Origin of the sequence: Paractinoplanes ferrugineus (assembly GCF_016862195.1) — a bacterium.
Classification (GTDB): domain Bacteria; phylum Actinomycetota; class Actinomycetes; order Mycobacteriales; family Micromonosporaceae; genus Actinoplanes; species Actinoplanes ferrugineus.
On the sequence record NZ_BOMM01000067.1, the window covers coordinates 86,937 to 106,183 of the forward strand.

Genomic DNA, 19,247 nt, shown 5'->3' on the forward strand with positions numbered 1-19,247 from the left:
TTGCACAATTAGGGTTGGTGCGACCCCCCTCGCGCACTTCTTCAGGACTGGAGTAACTAGTGTTTCGTGCCGAACCCCCTTCTCGGCGCAAGGGACTGCTCGCCACCGTCGCCGCCGGACTTCTGGTCGTCGGCCTGGCTGTGACCGGCACCCACGTGGCGTCGGCAGGCACTTCCCCCTTGGCCGCCAACGCCCTCGCGTCCACCGCCGGATGCGGCAAGGCCCCCGGGCTGAACAGTGGCAAACAGACCATCCAGAGCGGCGGCAAGAACCGTAGCTACATCCTGAAGGTCCCGGACAGCTACGACAGGAACTTCCCGCACCGGTTGGCCTTCGGGTACCACTGGGTGGGCGGTACCGCCGACCAGGTCGCCGGGGGCGGCACGGACGGGGCGTCGTGGGCCTACTACGGCATGCAGTCGCAGGCCGGCAACAGCACGATCTTCGTTGCGCCGCAGGGCCTGAACAACGGTTGGGGCAACTCCGGCGGTGAGGACGTGAGGTTCACCGACGACATGATCAAGCAGATCGAGGGCGCGTTGTGTGTGGACACGACGCAGTTGTTCTCGGTCGGTTTCAGCTATGGCGCGGCGATGACCTATGCGCTGGCGTGTGCGCGTCCCACGGTGTTCCGGGCGGTCGCGGTGATCGCTGTTGGTCAGCTCAGCGGTTGTGACGGCGGCACCCAGCCGATCGCGTACATGGGGATCCACGGGGTCAGTGACGGCACCCTGTCGATCTCTGGTGGGCGGTCGATGCGGGACCGGTTCGTCACCAACAACGGTTGTACCCGGCAGAACCCGCCCGAGCCGGCGGTCGGCAGCCGCACTCACATCCTGACCCAGTACTCCGGCTGCCGGGCGGGGTATCCGGTCGTCTGGGCGGCGTTCGACGGCGGCCACCAGCAGGGTCCGGTGGACGGGTGCGCCAGCTGTGAAAGTGGCGCGCGGAGCTGGGTCAAGCCGGAGGTGTGGAAGTTCTTCAGCCAGTTCGCGAGCACCTCGTCGCCCGGCCCTTCCTCGCCCGGCCCTTCCTCGCCCGGCCCTTCCTCGCCCGGTCCGTCGTCACCCGGTCCGTCGTCGCCCGGCCCGAGCCCTTCGAGTCCGGCGAGCGGACCCTGCCGGGTCAGCGCGGCCATCAACCCGTGGAGCACCGGGCTGACCGAGAGCATCACCATCACCAACACCGGAAGCGCCCCGATCAACGGCTGGTCCCTGGCGTTCACCCTGCCCGGTGGCCAGAGCATCACCTCAGGATGGAGCGCCACGTACTCGCCGGCGTCCGGTCAGGTGACCGCCCGGAACGTGAACTACAACGCCACCCTCGCCCCGAATGCGCCGGTGGTCATCGGATTCCAGGCCAATCACACCGGCAACACCGCCACCCCGACCGCATTCACGCTCAACGGCGCGGCGTGCACCGTTGCCTGACCGGCGGAAGAGGGGCATCGAGATGAAACACGCACCCTGAACGCCCCAGCGGACCCGGCTCCGGCCTCTCGCGACGACGCGGCGCGGTCTCCTGCTGGCCACCATCGGCCAGCAGGAGACCGCGCCGCCGTCTGCCCTGGCCGCGACATCGATCGCGCTGAACGGATCGTCCGGTGGCCCGGACGTTCGATACTTGTTACCAGCTCCTATCGAGGTTTCCGGGTAATAGTCCGAGCACTGTAGGTAGCGGTCGCCTGTGGGCGGGTGTGGACACGCCCGGACCTTCAAAGCCCTGCGTAACGCCAGCCTCTGCCCTTTGGCTCCGGCCGGATCACCGCCGCAGCCCTCGTGATCCCGCACATCGAGCACGGCCGTACCACCTGACATAAACCCGTCACTCAACGTCAACGGCCGTTACTCGGAAAGGCTCAATCGCGCAGAACCGGAGCCGGCAAATCCCGCGCCAGGTAACCGATTCATCGTAGGGTCCGCTGCAGAGGCGGCATGTCGCCGCGGGAGTACCAGGGTGCGCAGGGTGGAGCGTTCAATGCAGGGGGGCGGCGTGTACCGGGTTTCGCACTGGCGGCAGTCCTATTGGGCTTGACCGCCTTGAGCGTGGCCGGTGCAGCGGTTACCCGGCAGTCCGCCAAAATGGCTGACGAATCCGTCGCGCCGGCCGAGGCCTTCCGTGCCGCAGACGGCGCAGTGGCCGCCGAGGAGTCGCTGGAGCGCCTGTATCGGCTGGAACCCGAACCGGTAACCGGCCGCGAACACGCGCAGGCCGGTCGAGAATTGCCACGGGCTCTGACCAGCACTGCGGCACGGGACTGGATCGTCTCCTGCCGGGTGTCGGCGACGCCGATCCGCGTGTCGAGCCGCTGTGCCCTTTCCAGTGCTCGGGCGATGTAGGCGGCCGGTGTCGCGATCTCTGCTCGGTCGGTGACGAAGAAGGACCGAGGCGCGTCCCAGCGCAGTGCAAGACCCCGGGAACGCTGGTCCGAGAACGCTGGTCCGGGAACGCTGGTCCGGGAACGCTGGCGGGGACTTCCGTGCGTACCGGGACGATGTCCCGGCCGGGGATCGAGGAGTCGCGGCGTAGTGCTTCGGTGCGTTGCCGCACTCTTCCCCGACGCCCTCGCGCTCCGCGTACAGCCCCGGAGCTCACCCGCAAACGCCGGCACCGCGAAGGCGGTGCCGGCGTCCGGGCACCCGGCGTGGCCGGGTCGACGTACTGCGATCAGCGGTAACCGGCCGCCGTGATGGTGGACTGGACCGAGCTCTCGGTGCTGTCGCTCGGGTAGCCGGCGGTGATGGCGCCCTCGAAGAACTCGCCGACGCCGGAGGTGCTGTTGTCGCCGCCGGTGCCCAGCAGCAGCGAACTTTCGAGCTTCATCGGGGAGTAGCCCCTGGGCAGGGCCCCGGAGAAGGCGGTGGTCAATCCGCCGCTGGCGGCATTGCCGTACCTGAGGGCGAAGTTGCTGGTGCCGTTGTTCTTCTCCCAGGCGCTGACGAACGGGAAGTGCACGCCCTGGTTGTTGGGGTCCTTGTTGGAGCCGGTGGTGGTGTGGTACATGCCGTTCTCGAGGTCGGCCTCGACCCACGGACCGGTGCCGACGCACGGGCTCTTCGGGTTCCCCCAGTCCGCGAACCAGCAGGCGGTGCCCCACTCGATGGCATTCATGGTGGCGTTGCCGGTGTCGGTGTGCGAGTTCTCACCGCTGCCGTAGTCGAAGCAGCACCACTTGTTGACGTAGTTGGACGAGGTCACCATGTAGATGCCCTCGGGCTGGGAGCCGGTAGGTGCGTTCTTGGCGTGGTCGACGCGGTAGCCGACACCCTGGTTGACCTTGACCCCGTACGCCTTGTGCCCGGCGATGGTGACCGGGAGGGCCTTGGCGTCGGCGCCGATGTCGGAACCGTTCGGGCCGGGGCCCTTCCAGTAACCGCCCCAGGAGATGGGGAGGTCGTTGTGGTTGGTGCTCTGGTCGTAGATCTTGGTGATCGTGCAGGCGGAGCTGGCGCAGAACGAGTCCTGGGTGGCCGCGTTCGCGTAACCCCCGACCGAGAGCAGACCGATATCCTTGTAAGCCTTGTCCGACGCCCGCTGCACCTGGTAGAGCGGACCGTTGTAGGCGCCGAACAGCGCCCGGGTGGTGCTATGCGCTCCGATACAGGGCGTCCCGCCGGTCGCGTAGAGGTCACAGGGCAGCTGGGTCCCCGGTGTCGACGTGGACGGCGAGACCGACGCGGACGGCGAGACCGACGCGGACGGCGAGACCGACGCGGACGGCGAGACCGACGCGGACGGCGACAGGGTCGGGCTGGCCGAACTGGTCACGACGCCGGTGCAGGTGACCCCGTTGAACGCGAACGAGCTCGGCGTCGGGTTGCTGCCGGTCCAGGAACCGTTGAAGCCGACGTTGACCGTCGCGCCGGTCGCCACGTTGCCGTTGTAGGCGGCGTTGGTCGTGCTGACCTGGCCGCCGGACTGGCTCACGGAACCGTTCCAGAGCTGGGTGACGGTCTGCCCGGCGGTGAACGCCCAGGTGAGCTGCCAACTGCTGACCGGGTCGCCGAGGTTGGTGACGTTGACGTTCGCGGTGAATCCGCCCTCCCACTGGCTGGGCACGGTGTAGCTGACCTGGCAACCGGCGGCGGCAGCCGACGCCAGTTGGGTGCCGGCCAGGCCACCGACGGCGAGGGTGACGGCGGCGGTGCCGGCCGCGATCCACCAGCGGCGTCGAGAACTAGGTGAGGTCACAGAACTGCTCCGTTCGGCCTCGCCGCACGGAACGCCGGACGACCCCGCGGACCGACTCGGTGGATCGACGGAGCGCTGTCGACGTGCCCATGAAGCGAGGCGTGTTTGGGGATGGGAGGGAATGCGGCGGATCAGGGCGCGGGGGACGCTGTCCGAGGTCGGATGCCCTGGCTGTCCCCTGGTCCAGGTGCAGGGCCTCAGTGTGCCAGGAGCATCCCCCGAACTGGGCAATCGTTTTCCTAGTTCGATTGTCACGATCGTCAAAAAGCCATCCCTGGAAAAGCGTTACGCTCCCCACACGCCGCCTTGACCTGCATAGACGCTACTCATTCGGTTGCGCACAGTGGAGCGGCACGCGGTCCTGTCAGGTTTTCCGGCGGCTCTCCGGCCCGGCCTGATTCCGGGCCCCGAGGCTCAAGACGGTCGCCCGGCACGTCGGCGGGTTGCACACGGTGGACCAGGCATCACGACGATAGACACCGCGGTGCCGGCCCGACCGGCGGCCGGCCGTGACCCGTCGCTGCGGTGCGGGGGAGGACGTGCGGTGCGTCTCCGGGTCGGAAAGATCAGCTCATCGTCGAGCGCCGTGCCAGCCGGCCGACCGGAGATCGGCCGGTGGGACAGTGCGGCTCGGCAGTGATCGCGGCAAGCCGAACCACGGCAGTGCCGTGTTCTCGAAGCGGGTCACCGCACAGATCCGCGTACCCGAAAGGGTGAGCACGAAGAAACCGGTGCCGTGGCTGACCCCGTTCGCGCCACGCAGGTAGACCGCGAACGCCGGCTGGCCGTTGGCGCGCGTGGGCACGAGGTCGGATCGGCGGCCGGAGGCGAAGATGGCGTCGTAGAAGCCGGCCGCGACCTCGCGACCCACGTATTCGAACGGGATCGGTGGCATCGACATGAACATGTCGTCGGTCATCAGGGCGATCAGCGCGTCCAGATCGGCGGACTCGTAGGCGCTGACGAACTTGGCCACGATCGCCTCCTCGGCGGGCGAACCGGCGGGTGGGGCGGGCTCGCGATCGCCGGTCGGCCGCCGGTGCCGCAGGCCGGCGCGGGCCCGTTTGAGGGCGCTCTTGACGGAGTCGACGCTCGTGTCGAGCATGGCGGCCACCTCGTCGGCGTGAAAGCCGAGCACATCGCGCAGGATCAGCACGGCTAGCTGGCGAGGTGGGAGCGCCTGCAGGGCGGTCACGAAGGCCAGCGAGATGGCTTCGGTCTGCTCGTAGCGGCTCTCGGGGCCGGGCGGCGCGTCCACGACGCCCTCGAGAAGGTCGTCCGGGTAGGGCTGGAGCCACACGACGTCACCGAGCCGGGTCGGTTCGGGCGGTGCGATGTTCGGCATGTCCCAATCCTTGGGTACGCGCCGACTGGCCGACCGGCGCGCGTTGAGGCACCGGTTGGTGGCGATCCGGTAGAGCCAGGTGCGCAGGGAGGCGCGCTCCTGGAACCCGTCGAGGCCCCGCCAGGCCGCCAGCAGCGTCTCCTGCACGGCGTCCTCGGCGTCCTGGAAGGAGCCGAGCATCCGGTAGCAGTGCACCTGCAATTCGCGTACGTGCGGTTCGGTCAGTGCTTGAAAAGCCTGACCGTCGCCGGCCTTCGCCCGGGTGATCAAGTCGGTTGCCACGGCTCCACCTTCGGTCTCATCGGGCGGCGTCCTCAGCCGGCCTCGTCGTCCCTGCTGGTTGGACACCGGCGAAGGGGTGAACGGGTCGGCCGGCGGGCGCCCCTTTCCCGGCCGCGTGGTGTCTACCTCGATGGTGGCTGACCAATACGACGAAGGAGACCACCGACGTGGGAAAAATTGTGATCAGTACGAACACCACGCTCGACGGGGTGGTTCAGGACCCGACCGGTGAGGAGGGCTTCGACCGCGGCGGCTGGTTCCGGCGCTTCGGGGGCAAGGACCTCGAGGCGTGGACCGAGATCGAGACCGAGGAGGCGCTGCGCGCCGCGGCGTTGCTGCTCGGCCGGCGCAGCGAGGCATGGTTCGGCACACGGTGGGCGTCGCGTGCCGGCGTGCTGGCCGACCGGATCAACAGCCTGCCGAAGTACGTCGTCTCGTCGACGCTGGAGCGTCCCGTCTGGGGTGACGCGACCGTGCTCAACGGCAACGTGGTGGACGACGTCGCGAAGCTGCGCGACGAGATCGACGGCGACATTCTCGTGTACGCCAGTTACCAGCTCGTCCGCACGTTGCTGGCCCACGACCTGGTCGACGAGCTGCGACTGGTCGTCTTCCCGGTGGTGCTCGGGGCCGGCGAGCAACTGTTCGGTACGACCGGCGGGGCCAAACCACTACGCCTCGTCGCGTCGCGTCTGGTCGGCGAGGGTCTGGTCCTGCTCACCTACCGACCGGCGGGGGAATGATCACGTGACCGGCCCGTCTCACCCCACCGACGCCACCGTCCGCGAGCTCACCGACCGTGCCGCCATCACCGAGGTGCTGTACGCCTACGCCCGGCTCGTCGACGAGCGGGACTTCGTGGCCGCGGCCGCGGTGTTCACCGACGACTGCCGGGCCGAATACGGCCTTCGCGACGGCGACACCCTGCACTCCGCGGCGGCGGTCGCCGACTGGCTCGCCCGTCAGCTCGATGACGGTACGGTGACCAGCCACCACCTCTCGAACGTGGAGATCGGCTTCTCCGACACCGATCACGCCACTACGACGTCCTACGTGCACGCCTGGCACCGGACGCCGGGTGCGCCGGTCGACCCGATGGTGTTTGCCCGCTATGTCGACCGCCTCGAACGCACCCCCGCCGGCTGGCGGATCGCCCATCGGCAGATGTTCGCGCACGGCCTGGTCGGGTTTCCGGACGGCATTCTCCGTGCGCTTGCCCGCCGGGGCGCAGCATGACGCCCGCTCAGCGATGGGCGGTCGCGCTGACCGCCCTCGCCGGGCTGATGGTGACCCTGGACTCGCTTGTCGTCACGACCGCGCTCGACGCCATCCGCACCACGTTGCACGCCACGATCGAGGAACTGGAGTGGACGGTCACCGCGTACGTGCTGACCTTTGCGGTTCTGCTGATGACGGCGGCCGCGCTGGGTGACCGGTTCGGCCGGAGGCGGATGTTCGTGGCCGGCCTGGCCGTGTTCGCGGCGGCGTCGGCCGGCTGCGCCCTCGCGCCTGGTACGGGTGCCCTGATCGCGGCCCGCGCGGTGCAGGGCGCGGGCGCCGCCCTGGTGATGCCGCTGGCGTTGACTCTGCTCGGCGCCGCCGTGCCGCCCGACCGGCGCTCCCGGGCGCTGGGGGTCTTCGCCGGCGTGGCGGGGCTGGCGGTACCGGTCGGTCCGCTGCTGGGCGGTGCGGTCGTCACCGGTATCTCCTGGCCGTGGATCTTCTGGATCAACATCCCGGTCACGGCGGTGCTGATTCCGCTCGCCCTGACCAGGATCGCGGAGTCCACCGGCCCGAGGACCCGGCTGCAGCCGGGTGCGCTGGTGCTGGCCACCGCGGCCACCTTCGGTGTCGTCTGGGCGCTGGTCCGGGGGAACACCGCCGGCTGGGACCGCCCTGGCGTCCTGTTGCCCTTGGTGGGGGGCGTGCTGCTGGGCCTCGGCCTGGTTCGGTGGCAACGGCGGGCGGCGGAGCCACTGCTGCCCCTGCACCTGTTCGGGTCGCGGACATTCACCGGCGGCAACCTCGCGATCTTCTTCGAATGGGGCTCGGTGCTGGGTGCCCTGTTCTTCATGGCCCAGTTCTTGCAGATCGGGCTCGGGTTCAGCCCGTTGCGGGCCGGCCTCGCGCTCATGCCGTGGGGCGCGATGACCTTCATCGTCCCGCAGATCACCGGGGCGCTCATCGGCCGGGCGGGTATCCGGCCGTTCGTCGTGGCCGGCCTCGGCCTGCATGCCACGGCGATGCTCTGGATCGGGCTGATCGCCGAGCCGGGCCTCGCCTATCGGCAGTTGATCGCACCGCTCATCGTGTCCGGCATCGGGGTGGCGGCGGCCCTGCCGGCCACCCAGAGCGCCGCGCTCGGCGCGTTCGCGCCGCAGTACGTGGGCAAGGCCTCGGGGGTCTACAACACCATGCGCCAGCTCGGTGGGGTCTTCGGCGTCGCCGTCGTCGTGGCCGTCTTCGCCGCCACCGGAAGCTACCTGTCCGTCCCCGCCTTCGTGAACGGATTCACCGCGGCGATGGTCGCCTGCGCGGCGTTGTCACTGGCCGGTGTGCTCAGCGGATCAGTCGTGCCGAAGCGGGCGTCATCGACTGGAGAGCATCCCGCCGCCACCGATGGCCTGCTGAGCCGGCGCGATCGTCTGACCGGAACTGTCTGATCCGTACCGAGGAGGAGCGCAATGTCACTGAGAAACAGAATCCGAACCGCCGTGCTCGCGGTGCCGACGACGACTTCCTGGACCAATGTGGAGGTGCCACCGTTTCCTGTCAGACCGGAACGTCCAGAGCGGCGCCCGCTGACGCCGACGGTGCAAGGTGGATACCTCCTTCCACACCAGGGTCTGCGTGAAGTACGTCGGCGACGTCGTCTGGGTCAAGGACGACCTGGCCGACGGCAATTCGGGTCGAGTTACACAGTCGCCTACCTGGGTTTGATCCACGGCTAGGGTGCGCGCGTTCGCCGCTCTTCCCCGCGCCGGTATGCGGCGCGGGGAAGGTGCTCTCCGGTCGGCTCCCGCCGGGGTGCAGATGGGCATGAGTCCGGTGGCACGGCCGGTGCCGGTCCCGGGCCGCGCCTTCACCGGACCTCGACCCCGATGGCGCAGGCCGAGCCGGCAACTACGTAGATCTTGCCGACGCGAGCCGGTCGACGACTCGCCATGCTGTTGCCAGAATCGCCGGGCAAAAGGATCGGCGACACGCCGCCACAGGGAAGAAGAAATGACACGTCAATCTCTCCGGAGACGCGTAATCGCTGCGCTGTTCACCACATCGCTGATCGCCGGCGTCCTGGGTGCGGCCACGCCGGCGACCGCAGCCCCCAGCGGCGGCCCTCATAGGCCGCTGACCTGCGGCGGCCAGGGCGTCGATGCGACGGCGAAAATCCGCTATCGGACCGAGATCCTGATCCCAGCGCCGCTGCGGACGATCTGGAACTTGCAGACCGACGTCGCCGACTGGCCGGCATGGCAGACCGCGGTCGCCACCAGTGAGAGGCTCGATTCCGGTCGCTTCCGCGCGGGGTCGCAGTTCCGGTGGACCACTCCCGTACTCGAAACTCCCACGACGCCCGCCACGACTCTGGTCATCACTTCCACGGTCCAGCAGCTGAGGCACGAGCAGTGCATCCGCTGGACGGGCCCGGCCGTCGGCGACGGGTTGAGTATCGACAAGGGCGTGCACGTCTGGAATTTCACGCAGACGAGACGGGGTGTGCTGGTACGCACGGAGGAAACCTGGAACGGTGCCCAGGTTGAAGCGGACGTGCCCAACTCCACCGCCTATCTGGCGGCGGGGCTTGAAGCCTGGCTGACCGAACTCAAGACCACAGCGGAGACGGACGCCTGCCGAGTTTAGGCGAATGCGTCGCAGACCCGGCAAGCATGAGCGCTACTTGGGGAGTTCGAAGAGTTCCAGCTGAATGCCATCAGGGTCACGCAGATAGAGGATCTTGGTGCCGGCGAGCTCTCCCGGGTGGACACCCTCACCGTTGGCAAGCACCACAGGTTCGGAGTTGAGGTGGACGCCGCGTTCTTTGAGGTCTCGCACGGCGGCGTCCATGTCATCGACCTCGAAGCACAGGTGCATCACGCCGATGTCACAGTTGCGGCCTTCGAACGGCTTCGGTGTCGGACGGTGGTATTGAATCAACTCGAGGAGCACGTTGCCGCCGACGAGCGAGAATGCCGCCCGCATTGCGGGGTTTTCCAGCTCCAGCACCGCGCCGAGGGCGGCGTTGTCAGCGGAGATGGTCACTCCGGTCGCGGCGATGCCAAGAACGTCTTCGTACCACCGCAGCGATCGGTCGAGGTCGCTGACGGGCACGCCGATGTGGTTCATTCGGGTCACCTTGAACATCCCTCGATGCTGCAACACCGCGGACCCGGGGAGGGAGACATGGCTCTTGCGCGTACTGGTGGTACTACGATCCGGGCGACCGGATGGGGGAGCATGGCGGGGATGAATCGTTTCGGCGCCGCGCTTCGCGCCTGGCGCGATCGGATGGACCCTGCGACTGTCGGTCTGGTTCAGCAGTCTCGGCGGCGGGTCGCCGGCTTGCGCCGGGGCGAACTCGCCACGTTGGCCGGCATCTCTGCCGAGTACGTCGCGCAATTGGAGCAGGGACGAGCGGCTACTCCGTCGGCTCAGGTGTGCATGGCGCTGGCCCGTGCGTTGCAGCTTTCCGATCACGAACAGAGCCACCTGCTAAGGCTGGCCGGGCATGTCGCCAGTTCCGACCGCGTGCCCAGGCTGATCCCGGTCAGCGTGCGCCGGGTGATTGACCAGCTGAGTGCCAACCCGCTGTCGGTGTACGACGCCACCTGGCAGTTGCTCTACTGGAATCCGTTGTTCACCGCGACCTGGGGTGACCCGGGCGTGTTCGGCGACGAGGACCGCAACGCGATGATTGTTCAATTCGAGGACCGTAACCCGCGGGTCCGACAGAATGCGGCGGAACGTTCCTGGTTCGAGCAATCTCTGGTTGCTGACCTACGGACCACTGCCAGTCGGTACCCGAACGATCCCGACGTGGCTGTATTGATCGAGCGGCTGAGCCGTATTGCGCGGTTCCGCGAGTTGTGGTCGGGACCGACAGTCGCGGCGCACGAGAGCGCGCACAAGATCGCCGTCCATCCGGAGGTTGGCGAGATCGCTCTGGACGCCAACATTCTTCCCACGCAGGACAGCGATTTGCGGATCGTGGTGCTGACGGCGCGGCCCGGCACCGATGCGTGGAGCAAGCTGAATCGGCTGGCTACGGCAGAGGCCCGGGAAGTTGTCTGACCACGAACTCGGCCGGGTCCGGTCGTCAAGCCGAGCCGTCCGCGGACAACGCCATCGGTAAACGCTTGACGTCCGGGGCGATCGCCACCTCATGATCAGGGTTGCCGTGACGACAAGCTGTAGCGCCCATCCCGGATCTCAGCCGATGGCGCCGCTATCGACAGCATGCGGGCATTCTCCGGTGCCACCACCGCCCAGAAGTCGTCACGCCACACCATCACGAACAACTGCATCGAACAGCATGTCCGGCGAATCCGCGTTCGCGTCGGTGAAACCTACCCATGTCCGGGGTTCTCGTCCTGGGCTTGGACGATGCGCAAGTCACGAAGCTGGCGGCGCGAAGAGATACCCAACTTGCGATAAATGTTGCGGAGATGGGCATCGACGGTACGAGGGCTGAGGAACAGCTGGGTAGCGACCTCCTGGGACGTCGCGCCGGTGGCGACATGCCGCGCGATGTAGAGCTCTTGCATGGTGAGGTGGTCATACTTGTGCTCGGTCCGCCGCCGGGCGTTCTCGCCGGTCGCCCTAAGCTCGTGGGACGCTCGCCGAGCGAAACCCTCGATGCCACGTTCGGAGAACAGGTTGTGAGCCGTACGCAGCTCGCGGCGGGCGTCACGGCGCCGGCCTTCCCGACGGAGCCACTCTCCGTACAGCAGGTGGGCGCGGGCTCGGTAGGTCAACATAATGCTCTGCCGCAGCTGCTGGACTGCTTCGGCGAAGTCGGTTTCCTGCCCGGTGACGAGCGCCCGTGCGTACGCGTGGACGCCCAGGCCGGTCGGTGTCCGGCTTCCTTCAGCCCGTTCGGCCAGCCGTTGCAGAGCGTCGGACGCTTCGTCGGCCTCGCCGCAGCGTACGGCCGACTCGATCAGCTCGGGCAGCGCCATACCGGTCAAGAAGAGGTCGTCTGACGAGGTGGCGCAGCGGGCTGCTCGCAACGCGGCGGGGTAGTCGGCCAAGCCGTTGTACATTACCGCCGCCGCCCATGAGACGTTCGCTCTGAGCTGCCCGGCGACCGGAGCGGCGGCACTCGCCCGACGAACCTCGACGGCGTCGGCTTGGCGGCCGCGTATCGCGGCCAACTGGAGCCGGTGATATGCCAACGGGGGCTGGCCGGTCGCGTCGGCCACCGCTTCCTCCTCGGCGGTCGCCGTGATCGCGGCGTCGATGTCACCTGTCAGAATCGCGTGCTGCGCGGCCTGGGCGAGACCCACTCGCAATCGCAGCGGAGCACCCGACCTGCGGCCCGCCGCCAGCAGCGACGTGGCGATCAGTGCATAGGCGTCCGCGTCCCACAGCTCGGCGGAGATCATGATCGCCAGCGACGGTCGGCGGACCCACAGGGGTTCGCCGGCGCCGTCAAGAACACGCCGCATCAGCGGAGCGGCGACTCGATGTCCACGCTCGGCCTGGGCGGAGAGTGCGTCCAGCACATCCGGCTCCCTCCCGGTCGGCGCGACCTGGGCCGCCTCGGCTAGAACGGCCGGTAGGACGCTGCTGGCACAGCCGACTGTGAGACTCAACTCCGCCGTGTCGATAAGGTAATCGCGAGCCTGTCCGGAGTCGACGGCCGCGAGGCTTCGCGCCGCGCGCAGCATGAACGTGGACGCGAGTCGGGCGTCGTGTCGGACGAAGGCGATCCCGCCGGAGATGCGGTCTGCGCGGGCCTGCTGGCTGACGTCGAGAGCGAGGCCGTTGACGACGGCAATCAGGTCTGCGGCGACCTCAAGGTGGCCGGCGTCGAGGTTGGCCTGAGCCGCAATCAGGGTGCGTTCGATCCTCCTGCCACGATCGAGAGTCAATGCGGCAGCCTTCTCGAGGAACGCGGCGGCGGCTGGAACGCCGCCGCGCGAGGTGGCGGTCGCGGCGCACCGCTCCAGCTCTGCGGCGACGTCATCATCCGGGCCGACGCAGCTTTGCGCCCGGTGCCACGCGCGCCGGTCCGGATCGTTCACCGAGTCGGTCACGTCCGCCAAGGCCCGGTGCGCGGTCCGAAGCCGGTCCGCGGGAGCGGCCCGATAAACGGCCGAGCGGGCCAGTGGATGGCAGAATCGGATACGGGTGGCGAAGTCGACGAGACCAGTTGCGCTGACCGCTCCGGCCGCGGCGGCGACGTCGAGGCCCAATCGTCGTGCGGCGGACCACAGAAGGCTCGCATTGCCGGTGGGGTCGGCGCTGGCAATGGTCAGCAGCATCAGCGGCTCGTCAGCCAGGCCGGTCAGCCGATGCTGGTAGCCACGTTCGATCCGCGACTGCACCGGCAGGGTGGCTGTAGCGATGAATCCACCAGCCTTCGGCAACTCGAGCAGTGCCAGCGGGTTTCCGCGTGCCTCGGCCACGATCCGGTCCCGCACCTGTGGATCGAGAGCCACATGACTGCTTGCGGACAGGAATGCGCGCGCATCCACATCGGACAGCCCGAGCACCGTCAAGGAGGGCAGTTCATCCAGCCCGCCCACGGGCGCCGGTGAGCGGACGGCGAACACGACGGCGACCCGCTCCACGCCGATGCGTCGGGCGACGAAGACCAGTGCCCTGGTCGACGCGTCGTCCAGCCATTGTGCGTCGTCGATCAAACAGACCAGGGGCTGTCCGCGCCCGCCGATGACGAGCAGGTTCAGGGTCGCCAGCCCGATCCGCAGCGGATCGGGCCGGCCCTCCACCAGGCCCAGGGCGACCTCCATCGCCGCACGCTGAGGCTCGGGAAGTTCGGGCAGCCCATCCAGCAGCGGCAGGCAGAGCTGGTGCAACGCCGCGTACGGCAGCTCGGCCTCGAATTCGGAACCGGTTGCCGTGATAATCCGATCGGCGGCTGCGGCGCGGCCGGCGTGAGCCAGCAGTGCGCTCTTGCCGATCCCGGCCTCGCCGAGTATCACCAACGCGCCGCCGTGACCGGCGCGGGCGGCGGCCACCAGATCGTCGATCCGCTGCCTCTCCGCACGTCTGCCGATGAGTTCGGCGCTCTGGTTCAGCTTTCCCACTCACGTAACGTAGCTACTACGACTTGAAAAAGTCGGATCGACTGGCGGGGATCCGGCAGGACTCGATCGATCAGACCGGATCCTGCTGACGCGCGACGACCAGCCGACGTTGCGGGACCCAGTCCTGCCACCCGAGGCGCTGCGGATACCGGCGGGGCTCGCCCGCTGGCCGCTCGTACGCCGCAGGGACCCGGGCCGCCGATCGGCGAACTCACCGGCGTCCGTGATCCGGCCGGCGACGTCTGCCGGCCGTACGCAGCGTCGCGAACACACCTATCCCCAGGCCGGCGGCGAGCGCGAGCAGCGCGACGGGCAGATTCGTCGTCGACGTCGCGGTCCGGTCAGCGCCCGCCAACGGCCGTGCGGCAGTCGCCGGCGCGCTCCAGGACGCCGCTGCGGGGTTCGGCGCGGTCGGCAGCGCGGCGAAGTCGACGATGCCGCTGCTCTCCAGCAGCGTCATGTGCGTCACCACGAACTGGTTCGCCTGCTGCGCCAATTTGCGGACGGTGTCGTTGCGGGTGGTCGCCCGTACGGTCCCGATCGCCGGAAAGATCTTTCCGTGCGCCGCGCGGAGCCGGTCGATGTAGATCTCGTCGAACCTGGCACCGTCGGCGTCGCGCATCTCGGCAAGCCAGCCCTGCTGATCGCTGTTCGGCGTCTTCGGCACAACGATCCCCAACTTCTTCGCGGCAGCGCGATCCAGTGCGTCAAGGACCTGATGCTGCGCCGCGATCTCCCGGCCGATCTTCCGGATCCGCGGATCCGGCGACTTCTGTTGCGCCATCTCACCGGCGGGGATCTCCCACAGCCCAGCGAGACGCACCTTGACGACGAGATCTCGGTCAGCGGCCGAAAGTCGGCCTTCGCCGTCGTCGGAGATCAGCTCGTTGGGAGGCACCGGGACGTCGGGTTCGGCGCGCGCAGGCACCGGACTGGCCAGGAGCAAGCTGACTGAGCAGACCGCGATGCCGCACAGCCGGCGCCACCCGATCGAACCGATTCCCTGCATGCCGGCCTCCAAGACATCCCGCGTGTCGCCGCGACGAGCCCGACCGGACCATCGCCACGTCTTGCCGGTCAGTGGTACGCGGCACCCGCAGCCGGGGATGAAGGCGCAAGAGGTTCGTAAGATCTTCCGGACCCTCTGGCGGACCGGCCGCAACACCCAGGGCGATACCCGGCCACGCCACGTACGGTGGCGCTGCCGGCGTCCATCGCAGCCGCCCGCCCGATCGGTGAGGTCCACCGGCGGCGCCACCGGGGGAACAGGTAGGTCGGTCACGGCAACCATCACCCGAAACTGTCGGCCGGCCGGAGGCGCCGGTAGCGCGGAAACCGGCCGGTGTGGGTTTTCTCGGATATCGTGAGCGCATATGGCTACTTACCGAAGCGCCTCAGTGCTCCTCTCCGCCGACGGCACCCGGACCCCCGGCACCGCTGCTCTCTTCGCCGAACCTTCCCGTAAGGGTGGTGTTCCGCCGTGGGCCGGTGACTTCCGGCCCGCCAACAGCGCCGGCCGGGGTCCCAAGAACGCGGTCGGGCAGACCTTCACTCTGGAGTTGCCCGACGGCAGCACCGGCAAGGTCGTCGTCCAGAGTCTCAAGAGCGGGAAAGGCGGCGTCGTACTGGCGCTGATGGGTGAGGACGCACCGCCCTTCTGACTCGCCCGGCCGGTCGTGAAAGGATCGGCGGATGGGAAATCAGGGCCTGAACAGCGACATCGACGCACGACTCGCCCTGGCGCAAGATCGTTCGACCGGCCCGGACACGCTGTACGAGCTGGCTTCGGATCCGTCCGAGCGGGTTCGTGCGGCGGTCGCGGCCAACCCGGGGGCCCCGGCCCAGGCTCTGCGGGGCCTCACCCGAGATCGTGATCGCACCGTTCGCCGGGAGGTCGCGAGCAATCCCGCGACCTCTTCCGGGAACCTTCAGCGCCTCGTACGGGACGCCGACCGGTGGGTTCGCTGGGCGGTCGCGACCAACCCGGCCTGCGACACCCCGGTCCGCGAGTTGATGGCGAAGGCGCAGGACAAGGAGCTCCGCGGCCTGCTGGCCGAGATGCCGGATCTCGAGCCCGACCTGAGCGCGATCCTCATCGACGACGTTTCTCCCGAGGTCCGGGAAAGGCTGGCCGGCCGGACCCGCGACCCCGAGGTCATCTCCGCCATGCTGCGCGACCGCACCGTCCGGGTCCGTAAGGGTCTGGCCGGCAACGACGCCACCACGGCCGAGCAGCGCAGCACCCTGGCCCACGATTCGTCGCCCGACGTCCGGGCGGCGCTGGTGCGGGCCCTGCCGCTGGCCGAGTCCGACCTTCGAGCCCTGCTGGACGACCGGTCGGCCGAGGTCCGGCACTCGATGGCCACCTCCGATCTCACCCCGGAACACATCCGGCACGCGCTGGCGAACGACGCCGACGAGACGGTGGCCGAGGCTGCCCGCGGCTACCGCCCGACACCACCGGCGGGTGGACCACACCGCCGTACGCTCGGTAGGCGCTTCCCCGGCAAAGCCAGGCGCTAGGGTTCTCGCCTCCACGCCGGAAGGGCAGCTCGCATGCATCCACGCTTCACCGAATTGGACTGGGCGCCCACCCGCATCGGCGAGATCAGCCTGCGCCGGCGCCTCGATCCGACGACCCGGATCGAGGTGTACGAGGTCAAGCTCGGTGATGAGTATCTGATGTCGAGCCTGTTCACCGTGGCCGAGGAGGAACTGGCCCGGCTCGGCCTGGCAGCCGCCGCGCGGGACGCGCCGCTGGACGTCGTGGTCGGCGGTCTGGGGCTCGGCTACACCGCCCGGGCGGCGCTGGCCGACGACCGGGTCGCTTCGCTGATCGTGGTCGAGGCGCTGGCCCCGGTGATCGACTGGCATCGCCGTGACCTGGTTCCGGGCGCGCACGCCCTGACCAGCGACCCCCGCACCACACTGCTCGAGGGCGACTTTTTCGCGCTGGTGCGCGAGGGCACCGGGTTCGACCCGGCCGACCCCGATCGTCGCTTCGACGCCGTTCTGGTCGACATCGACCACTCCCCGGTCAACGTTCTCAACCCCGCGCACGCCGACCTCTACACTCCGGCCGGGCTGCGCCGGCTCGGCCGCTTTCTGCGCCCGGGCGGGGTGTTCGGGCTCTGGTCCGACGACCCACCGGACAAGGCGTTCCTGGGCTCTCTGCGGGAGATTTTCGCCGCGGCGACGGCCGAGGTCGTGCCGTTGGCGAACCCGCTGACCGGCGGCACCTCCGCCAACACCGTCTACATCGCGACCGTCGCCGATTGAGGCCGCGAAGCCACGCCGTCAGTGCGTTGTCCATGAACGTTCACCGGGTCTGATCCGTCAGGCGGCCTTGGCCCGGGGCCGGCCCCGGCGTTGTTGTCGTTCGCTGCGGACGCGGGCTCGTTCGCGGCGCGGTGCGGCAAGGATATCGGCGGCGGCGCTACGGGCAGCGCCGCCCAGGCATGAGCGGCACCTCCGGGTCGTGAGCCGGGCAACGCAAAGCCCTCTGCCGTCGCTCTCGATCAGCAGCTCCAGTACGGGCCGGTGGGGATCGCCGCCATGGCCGCGTCCGGCAGCGTCTTCATCCTGGCCCCGGTGAACCAGCCCTTGTCGAAGACGCCCATGTTGATGATCCACCGCTTCATGCCGTTGCTGACCAGGTAGACGTGGGGTTGTGACTCGGCCTTGCCCAGGAAGGCGCCGTCGTCGAGCGGCGCCCGTTCCGCAATCTGATTCGTCTCGAGGCTGACGACGATCCCTTCCCATGACCGGAAGAGGGATTCGTAAGTGGCCGGGTTGGGGATCCAGCGCCGATATCCCTCTGGATCGATGACGTAGACCTGAGGTTGAGTCGGCGACTTCACGCGGGCGCAGGCGAGGTCAGGTCGTGCGCCGAGGTCGCGTACCGCCACGGTAGCGGTCGACGGACTGGCGGACGCCGGGCCTCCGGCGACCATCACTGCCGACGCCGCGCTAGCGACGGCCACCCCGGCGATGATCCGCGCCACTCGAGTTGTGAACATCGTTCCTCCTGACCGATCAATTGTTGTCTCGGTGAGCCTAGGGCGGCCTGAGCAGGCGAAATGCACACTTCGGGGAACCGGCGGGGCCGGCAATACGATCAGGGGATACGGGCCGGCGCCGGCGGCGGTGATCAGGTTGCTTGCGGCCGTCATGGCGGCGGACGACATCGGCCGCGCGGTCAGGTCGTCGGCGGTGAACTCTTCAGCTGCGGGCGGCATGCGGCGGACTTGGCCGGCACCTTCCCGCCGGTACCGGTCGTCCCGGTCGAGTCCACCGCGGTTGCGGAAGTCGAGGTCGGCACCGTTCCGGACGGCTCGCTCGGCCGGGTACGCCATCGCCGTCGCCTGGTGGGGTCTCGAGCGGAATTGCGTCCGTCCGACGCGCCGCTCATCGGTGCCGACGAGATTGTCACCCCATCGCTTCGATCTTGCGCTCCTGCGGTAGCCCGAATAGGTGAGTGCGGCTGTCGGACCGGCCGTCGAGCGCGACCATGGAGCAGGTCCATGGCCCGCGTCAGCACGAACAGCGCCGCCGACCTCGCGGCCTTCGTCGCCCGTATCCGCCGCGTCGCTTGGAAACCCCCAGTTCGACTTTCGGCGGCCGGCCGAACGACTGAGGACGCACCCGGTCGGACGACAACTCTGATCTTGAGGCATTCGCTCCGGACGGACACGCGACGATAGTCCGGTATCTGATTCGTACCTATGTCGCGCTTCGCCTCGGGGGCAAGTTGTGTCAACTGTCGCGCAGATTCTTCTCGATGATGGTGGTCTGCTGTTGGTGGAGTCCGCCGAGCCGACCTTCGCCGGTCCGGTCAAGGCCGGCAGGATCGACGCCACTGTCCAGCAGTTTGCTGGCACTCTTTCGTCCGCGCTTGTCCCGGTGGTGCAGGCGTCCCGTGAGATATCGGCCGGGCTGCGGGCGGTTCGCCCTGACGAGCTCACCGTCGAGTTCGGGGTGAAACTGACAGCAAGGGCGGGCGCCATTCTGGCCAGCGGCGACGGCACCTGTCACCTGAAGGTTGTGCTGTCCTGGTCGCGCGGTGCCGTAGGCGGGCTGTCGGCAGAGCCGACGCAGTGACCGTCGCAGAGCGTTCCCTCACGGGAGATCAGAACCATAATCGGACCGCCGGGGTGGTC

The 19,247-nt window shown here is 68.6% G+C and carries 17 protein-coding genes; 11 read left to right on the plus strand and 6 right to left on the minus strand.

Annotation, left to right across the window (positions count from 1 at the left end):
- Positions 1-59: 59 nt before the first annotated feature.
- Positions 60-1,430, plus strand: coding sequence for a CE1 family esterase (locus Afe05nite_RS36420; protein ID WP_203821855.1), 1,371 nt, complete (start codon positions 60-62; stop codon positions 1,428-1,430).
- Between the two features lie 651 nt (positions 1,431-2,081).
- Positions 2,082-2,339 (plus strand): hypothetical protein, encoded by a 258-nt coding sequence (locus Afe05nite_RS36425; protein ID WP_203821856.1) that lies wholly within the window; start codon positions 2,082-2,084, stop codon positions 2,337-2,339.
- Positions 2,340-2,667: 328 nt separating this feature from the next.
- Here Afe05nite_RS36425 and Afe05nite_RS36430 read toward each other — a convergent pair whose 3' ends face one another.
- On the minus strand, positions 2,668-4,191 hold the full coding sequence (locus Afe05nite_RS36430) for an arabinofuranosidase catalytic domain-containing protein (RefSeq protein WP_203821857.1): 1,524 nt from the start codon (positions 4,189-4,191) through the stop codon (positions 2,668-2,670).
- Positions 4,192-4,762: 571 nt separating this feature from the next.
- Positions 4,763-5,818: a sigma-70 family RNA polymerase sigma factor gene (locus tag Afe05nite_RS36435; RefSeq protein ID WP_203821858.1), complete on the minus strand. Its 1,056-nt coding sequence runs from the start codon at positions 5,816-5,818 to the stop codon at positions 4,763-4,765.
- A 167-nt stretch (positions 5,819-5,985) separates the two neighbouring features.
- Between Afe05nite_RS36435 and Afe05nite_RS36440 the strand changes: the two genes are divergently transcribed.
- The 4 genes from Afe05nite_RS36440 (at position 5,986) to Afe05nite_RS36455 (ending at position 9,679) form a co-directional block, all read left to right on the plus strand.
- Positions 5,986-6,561 carry a dihydrofolate reductase family protein gene (locus Afe05nite_RS36440; protein ID WP_203821859.1) on the plus strand — a complete coding sequence of 192 codons (576 nt, stop codon included), beginning with the start codon at positions 5,986-5,988 and terminating at the stop codon, positions 6,559-6,561.
- Positions 6,562-6,565: 4 nt separating this feature from the next.
- A complete protein-coding gene (locus tag Afe05nite_RS36445; protein WP_203821860.1) occupies positions 6,566-7,054 on the plus strand; it encodes a nuclear transport factor 2 family protein in 489 nt (162 codons plus the stop codon).
- Entirely contained in the window at positions 7,051-8,481 is a 1,431-nt protein-coding gene (locus Afe05nite_RS36450) for an MFS transporter (RefSeq protein ID WP_203821861.1), read from the plus strand. The genes Afe05nite_RS36445 and Afe05nite_RS36450 overlap by 4 nt, the downstream gene beginning before the upstream one ends.
- A gap of 562 nt (positions 8,482-9,043) precedes the next feature.
- A complete protein-coding gene (locus Afe05nite_RS36455; protein ID WP_203821862.1) occupies positions 9,044-9,679 on the plus strand; it encodes an SRPBCC family protein in 636 nt (211 codons plus the stop codon).
- 33 nt (positions 9,680-9,712) lie between these two features.
- Here Afe05nite_RS36455 and Afe05nite_RS36460 read toward each other — a convergent pair whose 3' ends face one another.
- The gene (locus tag Afe05nite_RS36460; protein ID WP_203821863.1) at positions 9,713-10,180 is read right to left on the minus strand and encodes a VOC family protein; all 468 of its coding nucleotides are present in this window, start codon (positions 10,178-10,180) and stop codon (positions 9,713-9,715) included.
- 102 nt (positions 10,181-10,282) lie between these two features.
- Here Afe05nite_RS36460 and Afe05nite_RS36465 point away from each other — a divergent pair, with 102 nt between their 5' ends.
- The gene (locus tag Afe05nite_RS36465; protein ID WP_239118461.1) at positions 10,283-11,107 is read left to right on the plus strand and encodes a helix-turn-helix transcriptional regulator; all 825 of its coding nucleotides are present in this window, start codon (positions 10,283-10,285) and stop codon (positions 11,105-11,107) included.
- Between the two features lie 275 nt (positions 11,108-11,382).
- On the opposite strand, the gene Afe05nite_RS36470 is transcribed toward Afe05nite_RS36465, so the two are convergent.
- Positions 11,383-14,088 (minus strand): AAA family ATPase, encoded by a 2,706-nt coding sequence (locus Afe05nite_RS36470; protein WP_239118462.1) that lies wholly within the window; start codon positions 14,086-14,088, stop codon positions 11,383-11,385.
- A gap of 211 nt (positions 14,089-14,299) precedes the next feature.
- A complete protein-coding gene (locus Afe05nite_RS36475; RefSeq protein ID WP_203821865.1) occupies positions 14,300-15,097 on the minus strand; it encodes a DUF4142 domain-containing protein in 798 nt (265 codons plus the stop codon).
- Positions 15,098-15,461: 364 nt separating this feature from the next.
- Between Afe05nite_RS36475 and Afe05nite_RS36480 the strand changes: the two genes are divergently transcribed.
- The 3 genes from Afe05nite_RS36480 to Afe05nite_RS36490 are packed head-to-tail and all read left to right on the plus strand — an operon-like array spanning position 15,462 to position 17,367.
- Positions 15,462-15,749, plus strand: coding sequence for a hypothetical protein (locus tag Afe05nite_RS36480; RefSeq protein ID WP_239118463.1), 288 nt, complete (start codon positions 15,462-15,464; stop codon positions 15,747-15,749).
- A gap of 31 nt (positions 15,750-15,780) precedes the next feature.
- Entirely contained in the window at positions 15,781-16,611 is an 831-nt protein-coding gene (locus Afe05nite_RS36485; protein WP_203821866.1) for a hypothetical protein, read from the plus strand.
- Between the two features lie 33 nt (positions 16,612-16,644).
- Positions 16,645-17,367, plus strand: a complete 723-nt coding sequence (locus Afe05nite_RS36490) for a polyamine aminopropyltransferase (protein WP_203821867.1) — start codon at positions 16,645-16,647, stop codon at positions 17,365-17,367.
- A 239-nt stretch (positions 17,368-17,606) separates the two neighbouring features.
- On the opposite strand, the gene Afe05nite_RS36495 is transcribed toward Afe05nite_RS36490, so the two are convergent.
- Entirely contained in the window at positions 17,607-18,443 is an 837-nt protein-coding gene (locus Afe05nite_RS36495; protein ID WP_203821868.1) for a hypothetical protein, read from the minus strand.
- A 397-nt stretch (positions 18,444-18,840) separates the two neighbouring features.
- On the opposite strand from Afe05nite_RS36495, the gene Afe05nite_RS36500 reads away from it, so the two are divergent.
- The gene (locus Afe05nite_RS36500; RefSeq protein ID WP_203821869.1) at positions 18,841-19,188 is read left to right on the plus strand and encodes a CU044_2847 family protein; all 348 of its coding nucleotides are present in this window, start codon (positions 18,841-18,843) and stop codon (positions 19,186-19,188) included.
- The last annotated feature ends 59 nt before the right edge of the window (positions 19,189-19,247 follow it).